At 51.3% G+C, this 23,423-nt stretch carries 15 protein-coding genes; 4 read left to right on the top strand and 11 right to left on the bottom strand.

Annotated elements, in window-relative coordinates; genetic code table 11:
- Nucleotides 1-613 precede the first annotated feature (613 nt).
- The 8 genes from IE117_RS12620 to IE117_RS12655 form a co-directional block, all read right to left on the bottom strand.
- Nucleotides 614-970, bottom strand: a complete 357-nt coding sequence (locus IE117_RS12620) for a bleomycin resistance protein (protein ID WP_189564763.1) — start codon at nt 968-970, stop codon at nt 614-616.
- Nucleotides 971-1,093: 123 nt separating this feature from the next.
- The gene (locus IE117_RS12625) at nt 1,094-2,089 is read right to left on the bottom strand and encodes an FAD:protein FMN transferase (RefSeq protein ID WP_189564764.1); all 996 of its coding nucleotides are present in this window, start codon (nt 2,087-2,089) and stop codon (nt 1,094-1,096) included.
- On the bottom strand, nt 2,086-3,390 hold the full coding sequence (nqrF, locus tag IE117_RS12630) for an NADH:ubiquinone reductase (Na(+)-transporting) subunit F (RefSeq protein WP_189564765.1): 1,305 nt from the start codon (nt 3,388-3,390) through the stop codon (nt 2,086-2,088). The genes IE117_RS12625 and nqrF overlap by 4 nt, the downstream gene beginning before the upstream one ends.
- A gap of 88 nt (nt 3,391-3,478) precedes the next feature.
- The gene (gene nqrE, locus IE117_RS12635) at nt 3,479-4,093 is read right to left on the bottom strand and encodes an NADH:ubiquinone reductase (Na(+)-transporting) subunit E (RefSeq protein WP_189564766.1); all 615 of its coding nucleotides are present in this window, start codon (nt 4,091-4,093) and stop codon (nt 3,479-3,481) included.
- Between the two features lie 191 nt (nt 4,094-4,284).
- The gene (locus tag IE117_RS12640) at nt 4,285-4,968 is read right to left on the bottom strand and encodes an NADH:ubiquinone reductase (Na(+)-transporting) subunit D (RefSeq protein ID WP_189564767.1); all 684 of its coding nucleotides are present in this window, start codon (nt 4,966-4,968) and stop codon (nt 4,285-4,287) included.
- Between the two features lie 90 nt (nt 4,969-5,058).
- The gene (gene nqrC / locus IE117_RS12645) at nt 5,059-5,784 is read right to left on the bottom strand and encodes an NADH:ubiquinone reductase (Na(+)-transporting) subunit C (protein WP_189564768.1); all 726 of its coding nucleotides are present in this window, start codon (nt 5,782-5,784) and stop codon (nt 5,059-5,061) included.
- A complete protein-coding gene (locus IE117_RS12650) occupies nt 5,777-6,934 on the bottom strand; it encodes an NADH:ubiquinone reductase (Na(+)-transporting) subunit B (protein ID WP_189564770.1) in 1,158 nt (385 codons plus the stop codon). Before IE117_RS12650 ends, nqrC begins: the two co-directional genes overlap by 8 nt.
- Nucleotides 6,935-7,064: 130 nt before the next feature.
- Nucleotides 7,065-8,441, bottom strand: coding sequence for a Na(+)-translocating NADH-quinone reductase subunit A (locus IE117_RS12655; protein WP_189564771.1), 1,377 nt, complete (start codon nt 8,439-8,441; stop codon nt 7,065-7,067).
- Between the two features lie 339 nt (nt 8,442-8,780).
- Here IE117_RS12655 and IE117_RS12660 point away from each other — a divergent pair, with 339 nt between their 5' ends.
- The 4 genes from IE117_RS12660 to IE117_RS12675 all read left to right on the top strand — a co-directional run bounded on the left by IE117_RS12660 (nt 8,781) and on the right by IE117_RS12675 (nt 16,161).
- Nucleotides 8,781-12,044, top strand: a complete 3,264-nt coding sequence (locus tag IE117_RS12660) for a SusC/RagA family TonB-linked outer membrane protein (RefSeq protein ID WP_189564773.1) — start codon at nt 8,781-8,783, stop codon at nt 12,042-12,044.
- A gap of 118 nt (nt 12,045-12,162) precedes the next feature.
- Entirely contained in the window at nt 12,163-13,569 is a 1,407-nt protein-coding gene (locus tag IE117_RS12665; RefSeq protein ID WP_189564775.1) for a RagB/SusD family nutrient uptake outer membrane protein, read from the top strand.
- Nucleotides 13,532-14,701 (top strand): acyltransferase family protein, encoded by a 1,170-nt coding sequence (locus tag IE117_RS12670; protein ID WP_189564776.1) that lies wholly within the window; start codon nt 13,532-13,534, stop codon nt 14,699-14,701. Before IE117_RS12665 ends, IE117_RS12670 begins: the two co-directional genes overlap by 38 nt.
- Before the next feature lie 86 nt (nt 14,702-14,787).
- Complete coding sequence (locus IE117_RS12675) at nt 14,788-16,161, top strand: NHL repeat-containing protein (protein WP_189564777.1); 1,374 nt, start codon at nt 14,788-14,790, stop codon at nt 16,159-16,161.
- Between the two features lie 275 nt (nt 16,162-16,436).
- Here IE117_RS12675 and IE117_RS12680 read toward each other — a convergent pair whose 3' ends face one another.
- The 3 genes from IE117_RS12680 to IE117_RS12690 form a co-directional block, all read right to left on the bottom strand.
- Nucleotides 16,437-18,914 (bottom strand): DUF5916 domain-containing protein, encoded by a 2,478-nt coding sequence (locus tag IE117_RS12680; protein ID WP_189564778.1) that lies wholly within the window; start codon nt 18,912-18,914, stop codon nt 16,437-16,439.
- A gap of 309 nt (nt 18,915-19,223) precedes the next feature.
- Nucleotides 19,224-20,951, bottom strand: a complete 1,728-nt coding sequence (locus IE117_RS12685) for a hypothetical protein (protein ID WP_189564780.1) — start codon at nt 20,949-20,951, stop codon at nt 19,224-19,226.
- 72 nt (nt 20,952-21,023) lie between these two features.
- Entirely contained in the window at nt 21,024-23,399 is a 2,376-nt protein-coding gene (locus IE117_RS12690; RefSeq protein WP_189564781.1) for an ABC transporter permease, read from the bottom strand.
- Nucleotides 23,400-23,423: the final 24 nt, after the last annotated feature.

Genomic DNA, 23,423 nt, shown 5'->3' on the forward strand with positions numbered 1-23,423 from the left:
TTAATCATGAACTCTATTGATTTATAATAATGGAGCCATCAAGCATCCTAATGGTTGTAACAAATACCCAATATTTTCTTTTTTTAATTCAAAAATCCCCAATAAAGCAGTACTCTCTTAGCCCACGATTTCGTAGGCTGGCGTCACGAAGTAGTCGTGCTTCACCTGTGTGAGGTTGGCGGGAATGTCTTTGCTACAGAAGGCGTCGAGATATCCCATTGCCTAAGCAAAGGCGAGCAGAAAAAGGCCGTGTTAAAACCAGTGTGTTGTGGCACTCAGGATGCCCTGGATAGAATTTCCTGTGTCGATTCTCAGCCTCGTGGTTCCGAAATCCAACATAGATAAATACAAACTCAACCAGAAGAGAGTTGAGTGAAAAGCGCCTAAAAACTGACAGGGTATTCCTTTTCAACTATACCCTGACTTAACTTCAGTACGGAAATTTCTTTTTTGTGAAAATCGCTTTCGGAATCATCGCGTGGACGCCCAACGTGCGGTCTACCACCTGGCTCACTTTGAAACCAACTCCGGTACTGGCAATGGACAGCACCTGATTGAAGGTAAAACCTAGCTCCTCGCTAACGATGGCACAGCTGGTTTCCTATCCCAATTATTAAGTACTCTCGCCGAAAGTCAGCAAATTGTTGTCCGGATCCAGCATCGAGAATTCTTTCTGACCCCAGGCTTTGGTTTTCAGATGACCGGCCGGATGTATTTCCGCTTTTTTATCCAGGAGCGATTGGTACAATTTTTCGATAGCGTCCGTGCGGATGTACACTTGTCCGTAATTCTCCTTCGGGTCAAGCTCTTTAAACTCGAAAAAATGAATTTGGACGCTGTCTTTCTGTACCATGAGGTATCCGTCATAGCCCGCACTACCAAACTCCTGAAACCCTAAGGTATTGACGTAAAAATCTCTGGTAGCGCTTTTATCTCGCATGGGTAGTTTGGGGTTAATGTCAGTCAGCATATCCTGTTTGCTTTTGAGCTATTTTTCTGAATGAATCATTTGAAATCCCAGGTCTTTTATACAAACCACCTTATGAAGCATCGGGCCTTACTGTATCAGGTACCTATAACTCGAAACAGTAAACTACTCCACTGCCTCCGCCCCAAATCCCGCGGATTGGTACACCTCGAAAGTGTTGTCCTTTCCCGCTGATATTCCATAAATTTCCAATCCTTTTTCCTTTGCCAGCGGAATCGCTTTTTCCAAACCCATCACTAAGAAGGCCGTGGCGTAGGCATCGGCGGTCATACAGTCGTCGGCTACTACCGAAATACTGAGAAGGTTGTGGGTGATGGGAAAACCTGTGCGTGGATCGATGGCGTGGCTGAAGCGCTGGCCCCCGCGCTCCACGAACTTGCGGTAGCTGCCCGAGGTGGCGAGTGATTTGTTTTTCAGGGATACTACGGCTTGCAGCGGGCGCCCTGCTTCGACGTTTTCCATGGGCTTGTCTATGCCGATACGCCAGGTTTTGCCGCGTTCGTTACGGCCCATGGTGCGGACTTCGCCGCCCACTTCTATCAGGTAGTTATGTATACTTTTTGAATGTAAAAACTCCGCCAACACGTCCACGGTATAGCCCTGGGCGATGGCGTTGAAGTCGATTTCTGTTTCGGGGGGCTTATTTACCACTCGTCCTTCTAAACTAACTCTTCGGTAGCCAGCCAACCGAAGCAGGCTATCGACCTGCGCATCGTTTGGCGGCGGGCCTTTCTTCTTATAGCTGAAGCCCCACGCCTTCACGAGCGGCCCGACAGTGCAATCAAAGTTTCCGTCCGTTTGTCCGGAAACTTCCCAAGCTCTTCGGAATACGTTAGTGAAATGGGTGTCGGCACGAATGCCGGAACGGTTGGCGTTGATGAGCGAGATAACGGAAGTGCTGTCCCACAATGACATGGAGCGGTCTATGACGTGAAATATACTATCCACCGAAACGGAGAAATCGCGGGAAAGGGAATCGGCATAAACAATGCGAAAGGTAGTACCCTGCGCGTTGCCCTCCAGTTGTGTATAGGAAGGGCGTGGCGACTGGCAGCTAGCCAGGAAAAGTACCAGAACAACGAACGACAAGTGCCGCATCATCCCCCGAAATCGTCAAAGGCCACCTGCTCCGACGGAATGCCCCAGTCATCAGCCATCTTAATGACCGACTGGTTCATCATCGGTGGACCGCAGAAATAAACTTCCAGATCCTCAGGGTTGGGATGTTTTTTCAGGAATTCGTCGATTACCACATTGTGGACAAAGCCCTTGAAACCGTCGCCGTTGGGATCGTCCAGATCTTTTTTCAACGTCCAGTTGTCTTCGGGGAGTGGGTTGTCCAACGCCACGACGAAGGTGAAATTTGGGAAATCTTTCTCGATTTGCCTGAATTCATCAATGTAAAAAAGCTCTTTCTTGGTACGGCCACCGTAAAAGAACGTGACCTTTCGTTTCGTCTTTTCGGTGTAAAAAAGATGAAACAGGTGCGAACGCATGGGTGCCATGCCTGCACCGCCACCGATGTACAGCATTTCCCGTTCGGTGTCTTTAATAAAAAATTCCCCGTAAGGGCCGGAAATCGTCACTTTATCGCCTGGTTTCAGGCTGAAAATATACGAAGACGCAATTCCGGGATTTACATCGGCCCAGCCATTTTTGGCACGGTCGAAGGCCGGCGTGGCAATGCGGACGGTCAGTTTGACGATGTTGCCTTCGGCGGGGTGATTGGCCATCGAATAGGCGCGAAAAACCTCTTCTTCGTTGACCATTGTGAGCGGCCAGAGGTTGAACTTATCCCAGTCCTCCTGAAACTTGTCGGGGCGGTCGTGATGGTCAGGGTGAGCCGTGATGTCGAAATCCTCGTACTTGACTATTGTCTCTGGAATGTCGATTTGGATATAACCTCCGGCTTTAAAATCCAGCGATTCGCCCTCAGGTAGTTTTACTTCAAATTCTTTAATGAATGTGGCGACGTTGTAGTTTGAAACTACCGTGCATTCCAGTTTTTTGATGCCGAAAACCTCCTCGGGAATACGGATTTTCATATCCTCCTTCACCTTTACCTGACAGGCCAGCCGCATGTTTTCACGCACCTGACGGCGATTGAGGTGATTGGTTTCGGTAGGCAGCACTTCGCCGCCGCCTTCGTATACCATGCAGGTACACATCGCGCAGGTACCGCCACCGCCGCAAGCCGAAGCCAGAAACAGCTTGTTGTCAGCCAAAGTGGACAGTAAAGTACCACCGGGCTTCACGACCAGCGGTTCGTCTTCTTCACCATTGACCGTGATTTTTACGTCGCCCTGTGGTAGTAGCCGCTCTTTGGCGGTCAGGATCAAAAAGGCCAGCAGGAGGACAATCAGGATAAATACGGCAACGCTGGCAGCAAGTACGGGAACCATGTTTGGAGTGGTGGGTTATGCGATATGAATTATTTTCAATTGCAATTCATAATCAGGGTACTACAAATTAGATCATTGTGAATAAGCCTCAGATCTTGATACCTGAAAAGCTCAGAAATGCCAGACCCATCAGGGCCGTAATGAACATCGCCATTCCCAATCCTTGAAGAGGGGCAGGTACATTGGAGTAGCGGAGTCGCTCCCGGATTCCTGCCAGCAGTACAATGGCCAGGAAAAATCCCACGCCCGCACCTAGGGAAAAAACGGCAGTTTCGGCAAGTCCGTATTCACGCTCCTGCATGAAGAGGGACGTTCCCAGAATAGAGCAGTTGACAGTAATCAGCGGCAGGAAAATGCCGAGCGAAGAATAAAGTGCGGGAAGGAATTTCTCGATCACCATTTCTACCAACTGCACGGCTCCGGCAATGGTCGAGATGAACAGAATAAACGCCAGGAAAGTCAGGTCCACGCTGGCCAGGGAGGGGCTGATCCAGGACAACGCACCTTCTTCCAACATGTAATTCAGAATAAGGTAGTTGAGCGGGGTAGTCAGTACCATGACGAAAATCACCGCAAGGCCCAGACCAAAGGCTGTTTTTATTTTTTTAGAAACCGCCAAAAATGAACACATTCCGAGGAAGTACGCAAACACAACGTTCTCCACGAAAACAGCTCTGACGAATAAGTTGACTAAGGATTCCATTTTTTAAAGTGGCAAAGTGACAAAATTCCTGAGTTCCAAAGTGAGGTATATGCGAGACGTGCAAACCGCTATCCTGATTCTTGTTAGGAAGCAGTGCACGTACACGGGGTAAAAATCAGAGCAGTGCAGCAGCAAAAGCACTTTGGAACTTTGCTGCTTTGCTCCACGGGGCACCCCGCTGAGACTTCTTTCTAAGAGACATTGACCAGCTTCTCGTTCCGGCTGCGCTGCCACCAGATGTACAAGCCAATGATAAACAGGGCGGCGGGTGGCAATACCATCAGCCCATTATTGACATAACCGTGGTCATACGCCCATTGTGGTACGATCTGGTACCCCATAAGCGAGCCTGATCCAAAGAACTCCCGGAACACGGCCACCATAATGAGTATCAGGCCATATCCGAGACCATTGCCCAGTCCATCCAGAAAAGATGGCCAGGGTTTTTGTCCCAGGGCGAAAGCTTCGAGCCGACCCATGATGATGCAGTTAGTGATAATGAGCCCCACAAAAACCGCCAGTTTCTTACTGACATCGAACAGGAAGGCTTTCAATGTCTGATCGACGATCGTCACCAGCATCGCCACAACAATCAACTGCACTATAATTCTGATGCGGGTCGGGATCGACTTCCGTAGCAACGAGATGATGAGGTTCGAAAAAGAAGTCACGAATATGACGCCCAGCGACATGATGAGCGCGGGCTTGACCTGCACCGTCACGGCCAATGCCGAACAAATGCCCAGCACCTGCACGGTGACGGGGTTGGTGTCGTCCAGCGGATCACGCAGGATTTGCAGATTTTTTTTCGAAAAAAGCCCGTCCTTCTTTTGTTTGACTACGGGAGGTGCGGCGGGGGTTTCTTGTACTGCCATGAAATCAATTTTGAATGAGTGAATAAGTGAATGAGTGAAGCATCGGATGAGGATAACCGGAGTTTTTTTCGATTATTCAAGCACTCTACCTCACTTCACGGCGACTTGCTTCTGGTTTTTGGTATTGATTTTATCAAAGTACGATACATAGGGTGCGATGCAATTTTCGAGCATATCATCGGTGCCGTTGGAGGTAATGGTACCGCCCGAAATTCCATCTACGCGGTGTTCCTGGCCGAGCGGACTTTTATAGGTAGTTTTCCATACATTGACCGATACGAATTTGTCGCCCTCCATGATCTTCTTGCCCTGAAATTGTTTCTGAAACGGGTACTCGGCGATTTCGGCACCCAGACCGGGCGTTTCGCTTTTATGGTCGAATATGGCACCATATACCGTATTGAAATCTTCTTCCAGTGAGATATAGCCCCAAATCGGGCCCCACAGCCCGGTGCCACGCAGAGGAATGACGTAATACTTCTTGTCGCCCTCTCCCGTATAGATGTAAAGAGGTAGTTTACGCTCGGCGGGATCGATATTGACTTGATTTTTCAGATCTATTTGAACGGGCTTTTCTTCTTGCACCTCGCCTGCCACATTCACGACCATTTCCTGGATCTTCGTGTCGTACGTTTCGTTGATTTTATCGCGGTCGGTATAGTCGAGCCGTACGGCTTTCAGAATGTTCGAGCGCGTGTCGAGCGCGATATTCTCATCCTGCAAAGGTTTGAGCCCCTCGGCCGCTACGGCCAGGACAATAGCCGTGATAACAGAAAGTACGGCGGCGTAAATCAGGGTGTATTGGTTGCTATGCACGTTTCATTCGGGTTTGGATGTGGCGTTCCACCACAAGGTGATCGATCAAAGGCGCAAACACGTTCATCAGCAGGATAGCCAGCATGACGCCCTCTGGATAAGCCGGGTTGAATACCCGTAGTATAACGGTAAATACCCCGATCAGTATACCGTATATCCATTTTCCCGCCTCCGTATGGGCGGCACTCACGGGGTCAGTAGCCATATAGGCCGCACCGAATGCGAAGCTACCCATCAATAAATGATAGTAGGCGGGGGTGTGTAAGGAACTGGTAGGCACATCGACGGGCGCGAGCAAATTCAGGAAAAGGCCCATGGCCAGAGTACCGATCACGCAGGATAGAATGATTTTCCAACTACCCACTCCGGAAGCTATGAGGATAAACACGCCGATCAGGATGGCAAATACACTGGTCTCACCGATGGACCCCTGTTCAAACCCCCAGAACATATCGGAAGGGGAGGGGAGTTGGGTGAAATCGTTGTCAAATGTCACCAGGTTGGTGGCACCGGTGTAGGCATCTACCAGGGCGTGGCCCGGCTCGGGCGTCAGGTCAGTCCAGATGTCGCCCGTCATGTAGGCGGGGAAGGCGAAGAAAAGGAAGGCGCGGGCCAGCAGAGCGGGATTCATGAAATTCATGCCCGTACCGCCAAAGATTTCCTTTCCGATGATCACGCAGAAAATCGAGGCAAAAGCCACCATCCACAGCGGAATCGTTACTGGCAGAATGAGCGGGATAAGCAATCCCGTAACCAAGTACCCTTCGCTGACGACGTGTTTTTTCGATATGGCGAAGACAAATTCGGTCCCGAGCCCCACCGCGTAGGAAACAACCACGATGGGCATTACACGCCAGAAGCCAAACATGAAGTTTTCCATCAGGCTCATGTCCATGCCATAGGCCAGATAGTGCTGGTAGCCTACGTTCCACATGCCAAAAAGCAGGGTGGGAATCATGGCGATCACCACGGTGAACATGGTGCGCTTCAGGTCCATTGCATCCCGGATATGGACGCCGTTTTCGGTGGTGTGGCCGGGTACGAACAGGAATGTCGACAGAGCGTCGAACGCCGGATGGAATTTCTCGTATTTGCCGCCTTCCTTGAAGTGTGGTTCAAGGGACTCGACCAGGTTTCTTATCGGCTTCAATGTGAGGATTTATTTGTTAATGCGTTAATTTATTTATGGAGGCGTGTGATCCTTTTATCCAGCCGCAGTGCGTCCGCACCCACCGACTGCCAAACTTCAAACCTTTTTCGCCCCGAGCGTAGACCAAAGATCAACCTTCGAGCCGCACATATTCCAGTCCCTCCGCGATGATACGCTGAACTTCGATCTTGGAAGTACAAACAAATTCGCACAACGCAAAGTCTTCTTCCGATACTTCGTAAATGCCCAATTGTTCCATGCGCTCGATGTCTCGCGCCAGGATTGATTTCAGTAATACAACGGGCATGATGTTCATCGGCAGTACTTTATCGTACTGGCCGGTCATCACAAAGGCGCGCTCCTCGCCGCGCATGCTGGTGTCGAGGGCGTAGTTGCGGTCCGGAAACAGCCAGGAGAAAAACGTTTTGGAAAGGCTCAGCTTCTTGATGCCCGGCGTCAGCCAACCCAGAAACTCCGGCTCGCCGCCTTCGGGAATTACAGTGATTTGGTTGGTGTAATGCGAAAGGAAATCTTCGGACGAAGAGTTGATTCCGGTGAGCACATTGCCCTGAATGACCCGGGCGGCGTCACCTTCGATTCTGTCGTCCAGAATGGATGCCATCGTCTGCCCGGTAACCGCCCGGAAATATTGCGGAGACTTGACACTGCTACCCGTAAGCGCCACGACGCGGTCGGCACGATAGCGGCCTTCGCGGAAAAGTCGCCCAATGATGAGGACATTCTGAGGATGTATGTACCAAACCAGTTCGCCCTTCTTAATCGGGTCGAGATGATGGATTTGGATGCCAACGTTGCCCGCCGGGTGCGGGCCTTTGATGGGGTGGATATTTTCGTTGGCTACCGAAGTAATTTTATCGGCTGATAATGCTTTGTCCGAAACATGTTTTCCGGATTGATCCTGAACCCCTAGATTCAGGTTTCCATTGGCCAATTGTTTGAGCGCAGTCAGCCCTGCTTCAAAGTTTTCTTTCTCAAAATCTACGATATATCCTAAATCAGGGGCTAGTGGTGACGTGTCGAAACAGGAGATAAAAATAGATTTGGGAGTATCTTCGGGCTTGGCAATCAGCGAGAAAGGTCGCTGCCGGATGAAATCCCAGCCGCCTCCTTCCATTAACTTCTGAATGATTTCTTCGCGGGAAAGTTTCGACGGATCGACGGGATCATGCTGCACGTATTTGCGCTCCTCGCGGTCGGGGATAATCCTGACCTCCATAATCCGGCGTTTCGCGCCCCGGACAATCTCCGCCACTTCGCCACTGACCGAAGAGAAGAACTTGATACGCTCGTCATTCTTGTCGAAAAACAACGGCTGTCCGGCCAGAATCTCGTCGCCCGGTTCCACCATCATCCTGGGAACCAAGCCTGGAAAATCGGGTGGCTTGATGGCCACAACCTCCGAAACGGGCAGGTCGGTGATGGTGTATTCGGCTTCGCCCACGAGCTTGATGTCGTAGCCTTTGTGCAGTGTAAGTGGTTTGGCCATATACATTGTTGAATCCCTAAAAAGTACAAATGAAAGGATTTTGAGGATTTTTCCTACTCTTCATCAGGATTTATTTTTCAGAAACCGAACCACTTAGCCGACTTTGCGGAGTGGTTTCAGGTATGTTCTAATATACTATCGGATCCTTAGGAGTTACTACTGACTCAGCGTTATTTTAATGTTATTCGGCAATTATTTGGATAATACCCCAATGGAATGATGCCTAACCCTGAATATTATTTTTTTTATTTGGCCAGGAGTATAACTGGCCGATTTTTATGTAAGTTGGACCTTCAATATTTCTGATTCGATCCGACACGATATTTTAATTCCGAAACTATGAATCTTTTACCTCTACGATCCTGGCTACTAGGTGCTTGGCTGCTTGTTTTGCAAGTTGGCAGCGTTGCGGTGGCAAACCCGAACGTACCCGACTGGAGCAAACCGCAACGCAAGACGGTCGAGACCGAAGTCAGGGGCAAAGTAACTGATGAGAATAATGCCGGACTGCCGGGCGTAAACGTGCTGCTGAAAGGCACCAACCGGGGCGTCGTGACAGATGGTAGCGGCAACTTCGCCATCACCGTTCCTGACCGTACGGCCACGCTGGTTTTTTCCTTCATTGGTTACGGCACGCAGGAGGTTGCCGTCGGCAACCAGACTACGCTGAGCGTGCAGCTTGAACCCTCGGCCAGCAGTCTGAGCGAAGTACTGGTAGTTGGCTACGGCACCCAGCGTAAGGGCGATATTACGGGTTCCATCGGTTCGCTTACCGCCAAGAACATCAAGGATATTCCGGTCACTAACTTCGAGAACGCCATTCAGGGCCAGATCGCCGGGGTGCAGGTACAGGAACCCAGTGGTGAGCCGGGCGCGGCCACGACCATCCGGGTACGGGGGCTGGGTTCAGTTTCCGCCGGAAACGAGCCATTGTACGTCATCGACGGCTTTCCAGTATCCAAGAACACCGATTCGGGCATTCAGGGCGACATCACGCGGCGCACGACGGCCTTCGCTCTGCCCGCCACCAACCCTCTGGGCACCATTAATCCCAGCGACATTGAGTCCATTGAGGTGCTTAAAGATGCCTCGGCGGCGGCAATCTACGGTTCGCGGGGCTCCAATGGGGTTATTATCATTACCACAAAAAAGGGCAAGTTGAATTCCAAACCCGTTATAGGCTTCGATGCGTATTTTGGCGTACAGAATGTAGCTAAGCGCGTGGACATGATGAATGCCGCGCAGTATATCGCCTACTCCACTGAGGCTAAGAATAACGCCTATTTACAGGACGTCGCCGGAGCGAACATCAGCGACCCTAACGCGGTGCGGTACACCAAGACGAATAACGCCAGTTATTTCATCCCGGACGATTTCGTAAATCCTGATGGTACCGATACGAACTGGCAGGACCTGATTTTTAATACCGCCCCGGTGCAGAGCTACAACGCCTCGGTGTCGGGTGGTACGGAAACGATGCGCTACTATTTTTCGGGTGGCTACTACAATCAGAAAGGCGTTATTGATCGGAGCGGCTTCGAGCGGTTTAGCTTCCGGGTAAACCTGGAAGCCAATCCCATCAAGAAATTGAAAATTGGATTCGGGCTGAGCCCTTCTTTTACCAATACCGACCGCTCCCCAGCCGGAGCTCCCTACTTTGCCGATCCACCGGGCATCGTCTATTCAGCGTTGGCGCATTCGCCCACCGTCAAGCCCTACCTGGCCGATGGTACCATCAATCAGTCTGACAACCAATCGCATCTTTTTACCGAAGATGGTCGCGGGGCCAACATGACGGCGGCCAGCAATCCTCTGGCAATCATAAAGTACGTTACCGATGATTTGAAGCAATTCAGGACGTTTGGCAATATCTTCCTGGAATACGAACTACTGGAAGGATTGAAATACAAACTTTACACGGGTATCGATGTGAATACCTATAACCGCTCGTTCTACATGGCGCGGGCATTCCTGAATCGGGCTTCTACCGTCGGTGATCCGTACGCTCAATCCAATGCTTCGCTCAATTACAACTGGCTGACCGAGAATACGCTTTCCTACGACAAAACTTTCGGTACTGACCACCGGGTGTCGGCGGTAGTGGGCTACAGCGCTCAGAAAGACCGCCTGGATGCCAATCAGGTCTATGCCCAGAATCATCCCGACGACCTCGCACCCTCCGTCAGCGGCGGTCAGGTCACGAGCGGCGGCGACAATCGGCAGGAGTGGTCGCTGGTATCGGCGCTGGCGCGGGTCAACTACGCTTTCCGCGACAAGTACCTACTGACGGCCACCGTGCGTTCCGATCGCTCATCGCGTTTCGGCGCCGGGAACAAGACCGGAACTTTCCCGTCTTTCTCGGCGGGCTGGCGGGTGTCGGAAGAATCGTTCATGAAAAGCCAGACGTTTGTGAGCGATCTGAAATTGCGGGGTAGTTGGGGACAGACGGGCAACTTCCTGATTCCTAACTACGCTTCCATTGGCTTATTGAGTCCTTACAATTACGTGCTGAACAATGTATTGGTTAACGGCATTGCTCCCGCTACGATCAGCAATGACAACCTGACCTGGGAAAAAACTACCCAAACCGACTTCGGACTGGACGTTGGATTGCTGCGCGACCGGATTTACCTCTCGGCGGATATTTACCGCAAACTAACCTCCGATCTGCTCCTGAATGTGCAGGTACCGGCGGCGGTGGGCTTTTCCACAGCATTGCAAAATATTGGCGAAGTGGAAAACAAGGGCATCGAGCTCACCGTCAGCAGCCGCAACGTGGTGGGTGCATTCACCTGGACGACGGACGTGAATTTTTCATCCAATAAAAATGAAGTTCTGAAACTGGGCCCGACGGGCGACCCCATCCTTAGCTCGGGCGGGGCGGGTATCCGGCACATCACCCAGATCGGCTCGCCCATCGGCAGCTACTATGGCTACGTGGTAGAAGGAATTTTCCAGACTCAGACCGAAATCGACGCTGCCCCCAAGGATGCGCTGGCCCCGGCCCGTCGGCCCGGCGACTTCCGCTTCAAGGACGTCAACGGCGATGGCAAGATCGACGCCAACGACCGGACCGTTACCGGAAACTACCTACCCGATTTTACCTATGGCATTACCAACAAGTTTACCTACAAAGGCTTCGACCTGGCGATATTTTTCCAAGGCGTGCAAGGATCTGAAATCCTGAACCTGACCCGCCGGCATTTGGGTAACGGCGAAGCCGCCACCAATTCTTACGCTCTGTGGACCGAACGCTGGGTTTCGGCCGAGAACCCCGGGAACGGCACCATTCCCCGCGCCGACCGCCTTACCGACCTGCACGGCGGCAATACGCGGCCTTCCTCGTTTCAGGTAGAAGATGGCTCGTACTTCCGCCTACGGAATCTGGCCTTAGGTTATACTTTTCCCAAAGCGATACTGGGCGAAAAGTTTCAGTCCTTCCGGGCGTACGTTTCGGGTACTAACCTGTTCACCAGCACCAAGTACCTTGGCTATAATCCCGAGGTCAATAACCAGGCCGGCCTGACGGGCGTGCAGGGCGAGGACTACGGTGCCTATCCACTGAGCCGGAATTTCACCTTTGGGATAAGCGCTACTTTTTAATGGACAATGTTTGCGTCGGGATGCGTAGTCTCAATCCATTCATATAAAGTAATTGAAACGAGCCTCGACGACGACAACCAGTTTGAACGAAGTACTCAGAATTAAGAACTAAAAGGAAATGAAACAAAAAACCATATACTTACTTACCCTCCTGACTGGCTTGCTGCTTTCGTGCGGGCAGGATTTCACGGATTTGAATCCCGTGACGCAGCGCAATGTCAACGGCTTCTACCAAACTACCAACGACATGTTGGCCGCCATCAATGCGGCCTACAAGTCATTGCAAGCCACGGGTACTTACAACCAGAGTTACTGGATCATGCAAGAAATGCGCTCCGACAACACCGACCAGGGACCCGACGGCACGGGCCTGGGGGCTGAGCTGACGGTGATCGATAATTTCAGCGAAATCGCCACCAGCGAAATCGTCACCGCCGCTTACACCGATTCGTACCTGGGCATTGCCCGCTGCAACATCGTGCTGAGCCGCATCGACGGTATCGAGATGGACGCCACTTTGAAAGAACGTATCAAGGGCGAAGCCCTGTTTGTGCGCTCGTTGCTGTACTACAACCTGGCCGTGATGTTTGGAAACATCCCCATGCCACTCAAAGAGACCAAGTCGGTGGACGAAGGAAGGGCACTTCCCCAACTACCCGCTGCCGATATCTACAAGCAGTTGATTGTGGACTTGCAAAAAGCCGAAACCGCTTTGCCCATAAAGTACGCGGCAGCAACGGACCTCGGGCGTGCCACTAAGGGCGCAGCGGCGGCGTTACTGGGTAAGGTGTACCTGACGGCAGGCAACAAGGCGGCGGCAGTGCCGGTGCTGAAAAAGATTGTAGATAGCTACGGCTATTCGCTGGTGCCGGACTACGCCAGATTATGGGGGCTGGCCAACAAGAACAATCAGGAATCCATTTTTGAGATTCAGTTCAAGGGGGGCGGCACCGGAACGGGCAATGCCTTTACCAACGCTTTCTCGCCGCTGCTGCGCCAAACGACGGGAGCGTACAAAAACCGTCCGACGCTCGATATGCTTAAATCGTACGAGCCTGGTGACGACCGCCTGCTGAAGTCAATGGATACCAGCTATGTTACGACGCAGGGAAATCTGGTCACGAGTTCTAAAAACGACACGCGTTTTATTACCAAGTACGGCAGAGAGAATTCTTTCAATGAGAATGATGCCTCCTACAACTTTGTAGTGTTGCGCTACGCCGACGTGCTGCTGATGCTGGCCGAGGCCCTGGGTGAGTCGCCGGAGGCCTATGGCTATATCAATCAGGTTCGGGCACGCGCCAAACTTGCGCCCATCAGTGCCGCTACGCCTGGTACTTTCGCCGACAAACTGCTACACGAGCGCCGCGTGGAACTGGCCTTTGAGAACCATCGCTGGGCCGATCTGCTGCGTTTCGGCAAGGCACAGGAAGCTTTGAAAGCGCAGGGTAAAAACAACGTCCGTCCTCTTTATCTCATTCCCCAACGTGAACTCGACATCAACTCATCCTACAAGCAAAACTGACGCCGACCTGCCGCTTTCCGGCGCGGCAGGCCTACCACAGCGGCTACAATCGCTCGATACCCTGCGCGGATTTGATATGTTCTGGATTACGGGCGGCGAGGAACTCGTCGCCGCCCTGGCGGCGGCGACAGGCTGGGGCTGGCTGCGCGGCATGGAGGAGCAACTCACGCACCCGGCCTGGCACGGCTTCCACGCCTACGACCTTATTTTCCCGCTCTTTATTTTCATGGCGGGCGTCTCCACGCCTTTCTCGTTTGATAGCCGATTGGCCAAAGGGTTCTCGCGCTCGCGGCTGGCCCGTAAAGCCATTCAGCGTGGTTTGATTCTGGTGGCACTGGGCGTTATTTATAACAACGGCCTCTTCCGTACCGATTACGAAACGACGCGCTTCGCCAGCGTATTGGGACGTATCGGCCTGGCGGGCATGTTTGCGCAACTGATTTATCTGTACAGCCCCAAAAAGTTGCTGTATGTCTGGCTGGCGGTGATTCTGATCGGTTACTGGCTGTTTATGGCGTTTTATCCCGTACCGGGCTGCGGCGCGGGACTGTTCACCATGGAATGCAATCCGGCGAGCTATTTTGATATGCAGTTTCTGCCGGGGAGGCTTTACAAGAAAATCCACGATCCCGAAGGACTGATGTCCACCATTCCGGCTATTGCCACGGGGCTGCTGGGTATTATGGCCGGACAAGTCCTGCGCATCAAAACCAACGAGCTGTCGGAGAATCGTAAGGTACTTACCCTGGCGGGTATCGGTGTAGTATGTATTGTGCTGGCGTTGCTCTGGAATATGGTTTTTCCCATCAATAAAAACCTCTGGACCAGTTCGTTCGTGCTGCTGGTCGGTGGGCTGAGTTTTCTGTTGCTGTCGCTTTTTTACTGGGTCATCGACGTGCTGGACATTCGCCGCTGGACTTTCTTCTTTATCGTCATCGGTATGAATTCCATCGTCATTTACATGGCGCATGAATTCATCGATTTCGAATACACGGCCAACGCGCTCTTCGGGGGACTGTTGGAGCATTTATCCGATCCCGCGAAAGCAGTGGGGGCTACTTTGGCCTACATCATGGTGCAGTGGGCGTTGATGTACGTGCTGTACCGGAACAAGTGGTTTTTGAAGGTTTAGGTACGTCTTGCATTATGGATAAACCTCTTTTCATTCTACTCCTGCTTTGCGCACATCTAATTCTTGCCGCAAATACTTCCTCTCCAATGCCCGGTAAGCTGGTTGCCAAAAATTCACGCCTTTCTAAAATCTTTGTCGCATCGGACAGTCTGGCTTGGAAGGTAGGCGATAGGGGGCAAATCCAGGCCACCAAAATTGCTATTGATGAAAGGGAAAACGTTTATGTGGCGGGTACTTACAGGGATACTGTTCTGTTCTCTGAAAACACTTTTATCTCAAAAGGAAAATCTGATCTATTCCTCGCCAAATACAGCCCGGAAGGCGTATTGCAATGGGTTAGAACTGCCGAGGGACCTGAGTCTAACTCTGCTACAGATATATGTACCGACGCGGGTGGAAATATTTATTTGACGGGATACTTACACGGCAAAGTTCAATTTGAAAATGAAGCGCTGCAATCAGAAGGTACTTCTGACATATTTTTTGCTAAATATGACACAGAAGGTAGTCTGCGATGGATTCGTCACATAGGTGGGCAAGGGTCCGATGGCGGGTCAGGTGTTGCGGTCAATAAGGACGGCGATGTGTACTTGACTGGGACCTTTACTGCTTCCGTATCCTTCGGGGGCAGCACTCTGGCAGCCGACGGTCCGGAAGATGCTTTTATCGCTTTATACAATTCGGAGGGTAGTTTGAAATGGGTACGCAGTGGTGGTGGTGTGGGCCATGATTGGGGACAAAGTATTGCAGTAGATAATGAGGGCAATGCATTGATGTTAGGCAAGTTTCACAAATTTGCCCGATTCGGAAAAGTCGAACTATCAGCCCCTGAAAGTGAAGATTTACACAGTAGCAATGGCTTTGTTTTGAAGTGTTCGCCAGAGGGAGATTTTATTTGGGGACAGCGGATGGGCGGTAATCGTAGAAATAGTTTGTCAAGCGTTGTCGTGGACTACCGGGGAGATGTATTCGTATCGGGTTCAGGCTATATGAAAGGTACTAATGCTTCTTTCGGCGACACCCTGATTCATTCAGATGAAATCTTTGGATCAATCATCGGAAAACTAAGCAGTGAGGGCGTAGTGCAGTGGGTGATGAGTACGATCGCCACCGGACCGTACCAAGATAATATGTGTGCTGACCAGGAGGGAGATATCTATGCTCATACCAGTTTTGACAATACCGAGCAATTGAAAGTGTCTGGAAGAAACAATAGTCAGTTTTTTGATTCGCGTGGCGGGGCAGATTTTGTAATCGCGAAGTTTTCCTCCGATGGCAGATTGTTGAAAGTCAGACAGGAAGGAGGAGCGGGCATGGAGAGTGTAGGTGGGATGGTCCTGTCAAAAAAAGGTTCATTGTACATTTTGGGCTCCTTTGATAGTCCTGTCACGTTGGCTGGTACTTTTTTAAGAAGTCAAGGAGAAAGGAGCGTTTTTATTATGAAAATACTGAACAAATGAAAACAGCAGTTTCTGTTTTCTGATCAAAGCATGCTGAGATCGTTTACGACTCTCTGTCGACATGAATTTCTTTATCGTCGGAATCTCCCTCAATTAGTACAATGGTTTCGGATTGCATAGCTTAGTCCAGAGAAGGTGAGAATACATGAAGGGTTTTCCATACAATCATGTAATCATTGTTTTCCCCAATCTGAATCCTACAAGAACTTCTAAGCAGACAACTTCCCGAGCGTTGTCCGTCATGCGCTCATCCGTAGGTTTAAGTCCCTACCATATCAACTCTCCTTACTCTTCCGCAGCATTCGCTTTACCGTCAGATAATCAAGAAAGTAGATAATCTTGAGCGATATATTATTGTTTTGATCCGATTGCAGCGTGTCCTGCAGATTCTCAAAGTACCCTGTTCCCACTAAATCCGAAGTGTTTACGGTCGCATTTTTCCAAACTATATTCAGGAAACTACCCGGCGCGAACTGCCAGGTATAGACCATGTCGATGTTGAAGAAATTGACGTTACGGTCCAGGTTTTCGAGGTAGTTTTTTCGGAGCGAGAGGGTGCCGTTTTTATTCACAGAGAAATATTCCCTCGCGTCGACCACGCTGGAATAGTGCCGGGCGCGGAAGGTCAGCCCCATGCGGTTGGTGAAGCTGTATTTCAGGTTGAGAACGTTATTGAAGGTTTTGATGTGCCGCAGCGCGAATACCGGAGAACCGTCGTCGGCGCTGGCCATGTAGCCCAGGTTTCGGGGCCGTACTTCCAGATTGATACTGTGCCGAACCGAGAAGCGGCTGTTGAAGCGGAAGTTCTGCTCGAGCCGGGTTTCGTAGTTATACAGGTTGTAGAAATTCTGGTAGGCGCGTCCGTACAGCTCCACTTCTACCGAATACTGGCGGGCGTCGTTGCTCTCGAACCAGCCGCCGCCCGATACGTAGCCGCCGCGCCGGAAGTACAGCCCCTCCACCCGGGGCTCATAGAAATCGTTTTGACCGGGGCTGTAATTCGCAAAGATTCCCATCCATTGCAGTTTCTTGGTCTGGACGTTGGCCCGTAGACCAATGCTGGAACGCTGGTACTTGGTTTTGATATCACTAATGGGAGAAAAGAGCGAACTGTACCCGCCATCAAGACTGAAATGGAAGCGGTTATACCAGCCCTTCGGTTCGGTGACGCGGTAGTCCACATCCAGATCGTAGTCGATGTAGTTGTTATTGGTGAAAAAGCCCAGATCGTTGCTGGTAAACTTGGTATCGGTAAGCTCCTGTTCGATGCGAAAGGTGAAGTTTCCACTCGTCTTGCCAAAGCCGATTTCGTGACTATAGCCATTAAGGTTATCAGCATTGCCCGTTTTGTATTTCAAGTGGCTGAGTGAGAACTGGCCGTAGGTATTGTAGGTGTTGTTCCTGTCGAACAGGCTGAACAAAGCTGCGCTCACGTTGGCATTGTAGTCCTTTCCTCCCCGGATGACGCTGGTATTGATGAAACTGACGCTCGAATTGTTTTTCAGGGTCTGGTCCAGCACCACAATATTGTAGTTAGTCATCGGATCAGTTTCAACCCTTCGGATTTCGCCCGTTTCGGTGTTTTCGATGGTGGCAAACTGCTTTTTGGTCAAAGCGTTGAGTAGCCCGACTCCCAACCCGCCCTGAGTACGGCCTGATACTTTGGTGGCGTTGACCAGCTTGGAGACGGAAGGATTTTTCTTCAACTGTTCGTTTTCACCCAGCTCATCCGCCGCATTGCCACGGCGCAGGGGTGCGCCGCCAATCCTTCGGGAGTAGAATAAGTTGCCTTTGCCGAAAAGCTCAGTGCCTTCGTTAAAAAAGGCCCTATTTTCGTTGAATTTCACCTCGAAGGGGGAGAGGTTCAATACCTGATTGTCGCTCTGCACTTGCCCGAAATCGGGAATCAGCGTGGCATCCAGCGTGAAGGCCTGACTTAGCCCCAGCTTCATGTCCATGCCACCCGCTACCTGGCCCGTCAGATCTTTCTGGCCGGGTTCACTGGCGGGAAAATGATTCCCGTAGACCGAGAAGTAAGGCGTCAGCTGCAGCCGCAGTGGCGGCTTAATATTACTGATGCCCCGCCAAAGTCCGGCTTGCGTCATGAAACCATTGACGTTTGGGTCGATGGGACTCCACGTATACCGCTGTCCGGTGTTGGTGCGTTTGCGGGTGATGTTGAGACCCCAATCCTGTATTCGGTCTTTCCCAAATCGGATGGCGGAATAAGGAATGAACATCTCGAACGACCAGCCTTCATCGTGAATCACGACGGCTGAGCGCCACACGGCATTCCAGCTAAAATCCTCGTCATTCGGCGTCAGTTTGGCATCCCACTGCTCGTTGAGAGGCGTCAGGAAGTACTCAAAGCCGTTCAGCTCATCGTGGTAAGTATCAAAAATAATTCCGATGAAGTCATTGTTGCCGAAGCCGTCGCGGCCCCGTAACTCGCGGGCGATGCTATCGCGGCCTTGCTCATAACAGGTGCCGCCGAAGTAAATTCCGTCGTCGCTGTAAATCAAAAATGTTTCAGTGCGGTTTTCATCGGCTTCTTTTTTGCCAATAGTGGGACGATACTCGACGAATTCATCGGCCCGAGCTGCGTCTTGCCAGGCGGGATCGGTCAAAGTACCGTCAATGGTAACGGTCTGGGCAGTGCGTTGTGCTTCGAGTATTTTAGGGGTAAATTGTCCGAAAGAAGATTGGAAGACAAAGATTAAAAGTAGGAAAGGGAGCGGAAATCTCCGGGGCATATTGGGTTAAGTGTGTTGAATCGGCATTTCCTGCAAGGTGTGGGAAAAAGCCGGAAAGTCGCAAGGTGTTCAATATGAGGATACTAAAATTGTGCCATTACTGGCTTTTTGTATACATAATCTTACAACTGCGTCTCCATCCAACGGTTAATCGCATAGATCGGCCGCAATCGGCGATGTCGATTGCGGCCGATGTCAAGCCAGGTGTCCTGGCTCTCTTTTGAGGTAAGGTTGTAATTGTTGTTCAGGAATAGCCTTCTGTTTTTGCAGAAAAAACAGACTCTTGCCTGTGAGCGACATTGGCATGGCTCAAGACAGGCGGAAGGTATGCCGGAAAGGGGTGAAGCCAGTCAGATAGACAGCCGGTGCATCCAGGGGAGGCAATGCTCCGCGCAGGTGCAGGTTTCGGTGCTCAAACCGCCCCGGGCCGAATGTGATCGTATCGCCTTGAAAAGTGTATGTTCCCTGTTTGGCGGATTCCAGCTTGTAAGCATCTTTTTCGGAGGCAGTCAGCAACTCCGCGCCACCAAAACTACCGCCTTCCCGGAAAATCAGTTCCAATGCAACCGGAACACCATCGGTGCCTGTTATTTCAATGTCGGCTTCTATTCCTTCGGCCGTTTCCCGAACCTTTACGCTAGATACGAGCTGCTGAATTTCGCTCTTCTCGCGATCGTCCCTTGGTAGTTTTTGCCAATTGCCGCCGCTACCCTTCGGAATATTATTTTTGGGGAAGGGCTGATAATATTGTGCTTCCAGCGATCGGGCCATTTGCCATTCATCGCCATTCCGGGTTAGTTCCCCTCCCTCGAACTGCCCTTTACCGAAGAAAGAAGCCGCGAACCGGACTCCCTGCAACACGGCATTGCCTTTGTGAAAAGTAAGCCAGACGGGGTTGCTGGAAATTAGGGTTGCATCCCATTTTCCGCGCCGGATACGCACTAAGCCTGAATACGGAAATGCTTTCACATACTCGGTGGGCAGCGGCTTCGCCGCGGGCAGTTCCTCCCACAGCGATGGATCTTCCAAAAAATAGTTGAGTTGCGAAACGACTTTCGGCAAGGCCGTCTTCTCGATCATCCGGCACATCGCCGCAAAATCTCCGTTTTTATCTCGCAAGGCTAGGTAGCGGTACGGATAATAGTACCCTTCCATCGTCCCGATAGCGGCCTTGTCCTGTCGCCCCGAAGCCTCGGTTACTACTTCGCCGTTGGGGTGCATATAGTAACGGGCCATATCCAGGTTACGGCGTACGTAGTCGTAGAGTTCAGGCTTTTTCAACCCTCTGGCAATCGTGATCAGCGTGCGGTTGGTAAGCGGGGAATAGATATAAGTACTGCGTTCGGTGTATTGGCCGTCTTCGTCCATGTCAATCTGCTCGGCCAGCCATTCTTCCACACGAGCCGCGTAACGCGGATCGGGCAATAGTTCATATAGTTTGGTGAGAGCGGCCGACACCACCCAGCGGTGGTTGGGCGTGTGGATGCCGCCGACGATCAGCGCTTCTCCGGCCCGTTGCAGAAAAGTTTTTAACGATTCGAGTTGGGTTTTGAAAAATCCTGCGTCGGCCCGCTGCATCAGGATGTATTCAGGAACCAGCCATTTGACGATGAAACCCAAGTCGGGTGTAGAGTGAAAGTTGGTCGAGAGCAGATCGACCGTGCCGTCTTTGTGCTGGATGCGCAGCATGTATTGCAACGCGAGCTCCACTTCCTTCGCCAGACTTTTCGAGCGGTGGTACTTACTTTCGGGACTCACCAGGGCACAGACCGCCGTGCGGATAAAACTCGTGGCCGAGTGAACATTGGGAATGCCGTAGCCGTCCGTAAGTCCGCCGAAAGCAGGCAAAGCAGTGTCTAGTACCCGCAATGCTCGCAGCGGTTCCACACGCTGGTCGTTTTCCTTAATGAGAGTCAACAACCAGTTGGGTTTGTCTTTATTAACAAAATTAGTGGGGCGAGCCAATGCCAGCGAGCTTACCGCTGGCGCGACGCAGAGAGTAGTCGCTGTCGTTTTGAGGAAGATTCGGCGGTGCATATTTCCAGAAGGATAAGTGGGAAGCATTATACTCAAAGACAAAGTACCCGCTTTTTACCTTTCTCCGCAGGATTACTCACTTCGCAGCGACTCCACCGGGTTGGTAAACGCCGCCTTTACACTCTGAAAACTTACCGTTAGCAACGCAATGCCAATGGTCAGCGAGCTGGCCAGCCCGAACAGCCACCAACTGATCTCTATTTTGTAGGCGAAATTATCCAGCCACGCATTCATGCCATACCAGGCGATGGGACTGGCAATGAGGACGGCAATCAACACGAGTTTAATAAAATCCCGGGAAAGTAGCGCAACGATACTGGCCACCGACGCGCCCAGTACTTTGCGAACGCCGATTTCCTTCGTCCGGCTCTCGGCGCTGAAAATGGACAGCCCGAATAATCCCAGGCAGGAAATGAGAACGGCAATGGCAGTCAGGCAAAGAAACAGCCGCCCAAAGCGGTCCTCCGCCTGGTATTGTTCGTCGTAAGCGGCATCGGCGAAGAAGGATACGAATGGTACTTCAGGTACTAATTTGTTCCATTCAGTTTTGAGATCTGATACCGTTTTCTGGACATTGGCTGAAGCAATATCGAAGGTCATTAAGGTGAAAAAACCAGGGGCTATCCGCAGGGTAAGCGGCTGCACCGTTTCCTGCAATGATTGGAAATGGAAATCTTTTACGACGCCCACGATAAGCCCCCTGCTGTTCAGTTGTTCGTAGCGCTTTTCCAATGCCGCCTCCGGTTTTGCGTAGCCCAGTGCTTTGGCGGTCGCTTCATTTATGAGCATGGCTTGGGTGGAGTCTGAGGCCAGTTGAGGCGAGAGAAAACGCCCGGCCACTAACTGTATTTGGTATTGGTTCAGGAAGTCATGATCTACGAAGTAGTTGTCCGAATCGAGCGTCTGCATTTCCCGGTTCTTATTTTCGATTTGCGTCGGGTAGTTGTGATTGCCCTTGCCCGGAATACTGGATGACAAACTAACCCCGTTCACGCCCGGTACCCGGGCGAACTGTTGTTTGATGAAGGTACTTCGCTCGGCGATGCGGCCCCCGAACTGAAAATCGACGACTAGTTTATGATCTTTCTGAAAGCCCAAATCATAACTTCGCATGTGGCCAAGCTGCGCATAAACTACCAGCGTCGAGATGACCAGGACAAGGGAAACCGAAAACTGCACAACGACCAGTACTTTGCGCAGCGGCAGACTACGACCCGTTGTGAAACCGCCTTGTAGTCCGATCAAGGGCCGGAAACCGGACAGATGAAGCGCAGGATAAAGACCTGCCACCAGACCGGTTATTACGGCGATCCCTAATAGCCAGACCATGTAAGTACCCGACTGGAACAGGCTTTCCGACAGCGTTTTTTGGGATAAATCGTTGAAAGCGGGCAACAACAAAGCGCAAAGTACCACGGATAGTCCAAAAGCGATTAGCGTCACCAGCCCTGCATCCATCAGGAACTGACCCACCAGCTGCCGTCGTTCGGCCCCCAGTACTTTGCGGACACCTACTTCTTTGGCCCGCTTAGTCGCGAGGGCTGTCGTCAGATTGATAAAGTTAAAGCTGGCAACGAACAACACAAAGACAGCGATTAGGGCAAAAATGTATACATTCTCGATGCTACCGTGCGCCGAACTCCCCGAACGCGAGCCCCGCGCTCGCCCGTGCAGATACACATCCGTCAGTGGTTCGAGGGAAAGCGTCCACTTTCCCTGAGTTTTATCCGTGTGCTGACTGACAAAATCGGTCATCCTTGCGCTTAGCAACCGAGTGCCGGTATTGTCGGGCAATAGCAAATAGGTATAAAAGAAAAAGCGTTTCCAGTTGGACTGCCAGCTTTCTCCCAGTGTGGCCATCGACATCAGTATATCCACCCTAAAATGTGAATTCTGCGGCATATCCCGCATGACTCCCGTCACGGTAGTAGGCTCTTTGCCATTGATCAGTAGCGTTTTACCCACCGGATCTTCGTCGCCGAAGTACCGCCGGGCCGCGCTTTCCGAAAGTACCGTCGTGTAGGGTACATTCAATACTTTTTTCGGGTTTCCTCTTACCAGCGGGAGCGTAAAAATCGAAAACAGGGAAGAGTCGGTGTAGGCGATTTTCTCTTCCTGCGCCTGCTCCCGGTCTTTCTGAAAAATCAAATAATCGAGAAAAACGCGGGTTGCGCCCCGTACTTCGGGAAAAGCGTCCCTAAGTGCGGGAGCCATCGCGCCCACCGTACTTTTGTAATCGACGCCCGTGGCCGTTTCGACATCCGTCACCAGGCGGTAGATGTTGTCTGCCTTTTGGTGATAGCGGTCGTAACTCAACTCGAAATGAACATACAGCAACGCAAAAAAACATACGCTTATCCCCAAAGCCAGACCACCAATATTAATAAGGGAATAGGTTTTATTCCTGGCCAGATTTCGTAACGCGATTTTGAAGTAGTTGTGGAACATGACAATAGTCGGATGTTTAAAGTA

The organism is Persicitalea jodogahamensis, from assembly GCF_014651615.1.
GTDB classification, from domain to species: Bacteria; Bacteroidota; Bacteroidia; order Cytophagales; family Spirosomataceae; genus Persicitalea; species Persicitalea jodogahamensis.

Bases quoted from the DNA above. Each gene is read 5' to 3' on its own strand.
- IE117_RS12625 (WP_189564764.1), bottom strand. From the start codon at position 2,089: ATGATGCGGCACTTGTCGTTCGTTGTTCTGGTACTTTTCCTGGCTAGC.
- nqrF (WP_189564765.1), bottom strand. From the start codon at position 3,390: ATGGTTCCCGTACTTGCTGCCAGCGTTGCCGTATTTATCCTGATTGTC.
- IE117_RS12680 (WP_189564778.1), bottom strand. From the start codon at position 18,914: ATGCCCCGGAGATTTCCGCTCCCTTTCCTACTTTTAATCTTTGTCTTC.
- IE117_RS12675 (WP_189564777.1), top strand. From the start codon at position 14,788: ATGCCCGGTAAGCTGGTTGCCAAAAATTCACGCCTTTCTAAAATCTTT.
- IE117_RS12665 (WP_189564775.1), top strand. From the start codon at position 12,163: ATGAAACAAAAAACCATATACTTACTTACCCTCCTGACTGGCTTGCTG.
- IE117_RS12655 (WP_189564771.1), bottom strand. From the start codon at position 8,441: ATGGCCAAACCACTTACACTGCACAAAGGCTACGACATCAAGCTCGTG.
- IE117_RS12685 (WP_189564780.1), bottom strand. From the start codon at position 20,951: ATGCACCGCCGAATCTTCCTCAAAACGACAGCGACTACTCTCTGCGTC.
- IE117_RS12660 (WP_189564773.1), top strand. From the start codon at position 8,781: ATGAATCTTTTACCTCTACGATCCTGGCTACTAGGTGCTTGGCTGCTT.
- IE117_RS12640 (WP_189564767.1), bottom strand. From the start codon at position 4,968: ATGGCAGTACAAGAAACCCCCGCCGCACCTCCCGTAGTCAAACAAAAG.
- nqrE (WP_189564766.1), bottom strand. From the start codon at position 4,093: ATGGAATCCTTAGTCAACTTATTCGTCAGAGCTGTTTTCGTGGAGAAC.
- IE117_RS12620 (WP_189564763.1), bottom strand. From the start codon at position 970: ATGCTGACTGACATTAACCCCAAACTACCCATGCGAGATAAAAGCGCT.
- IE117_RS12690 (WP_189564781.1), bottom strand. From the start codon at position 23,399: ATGTTCCACAACTACTTCAAAATCGCGTTACGAAATCTGGCCAGGAAT.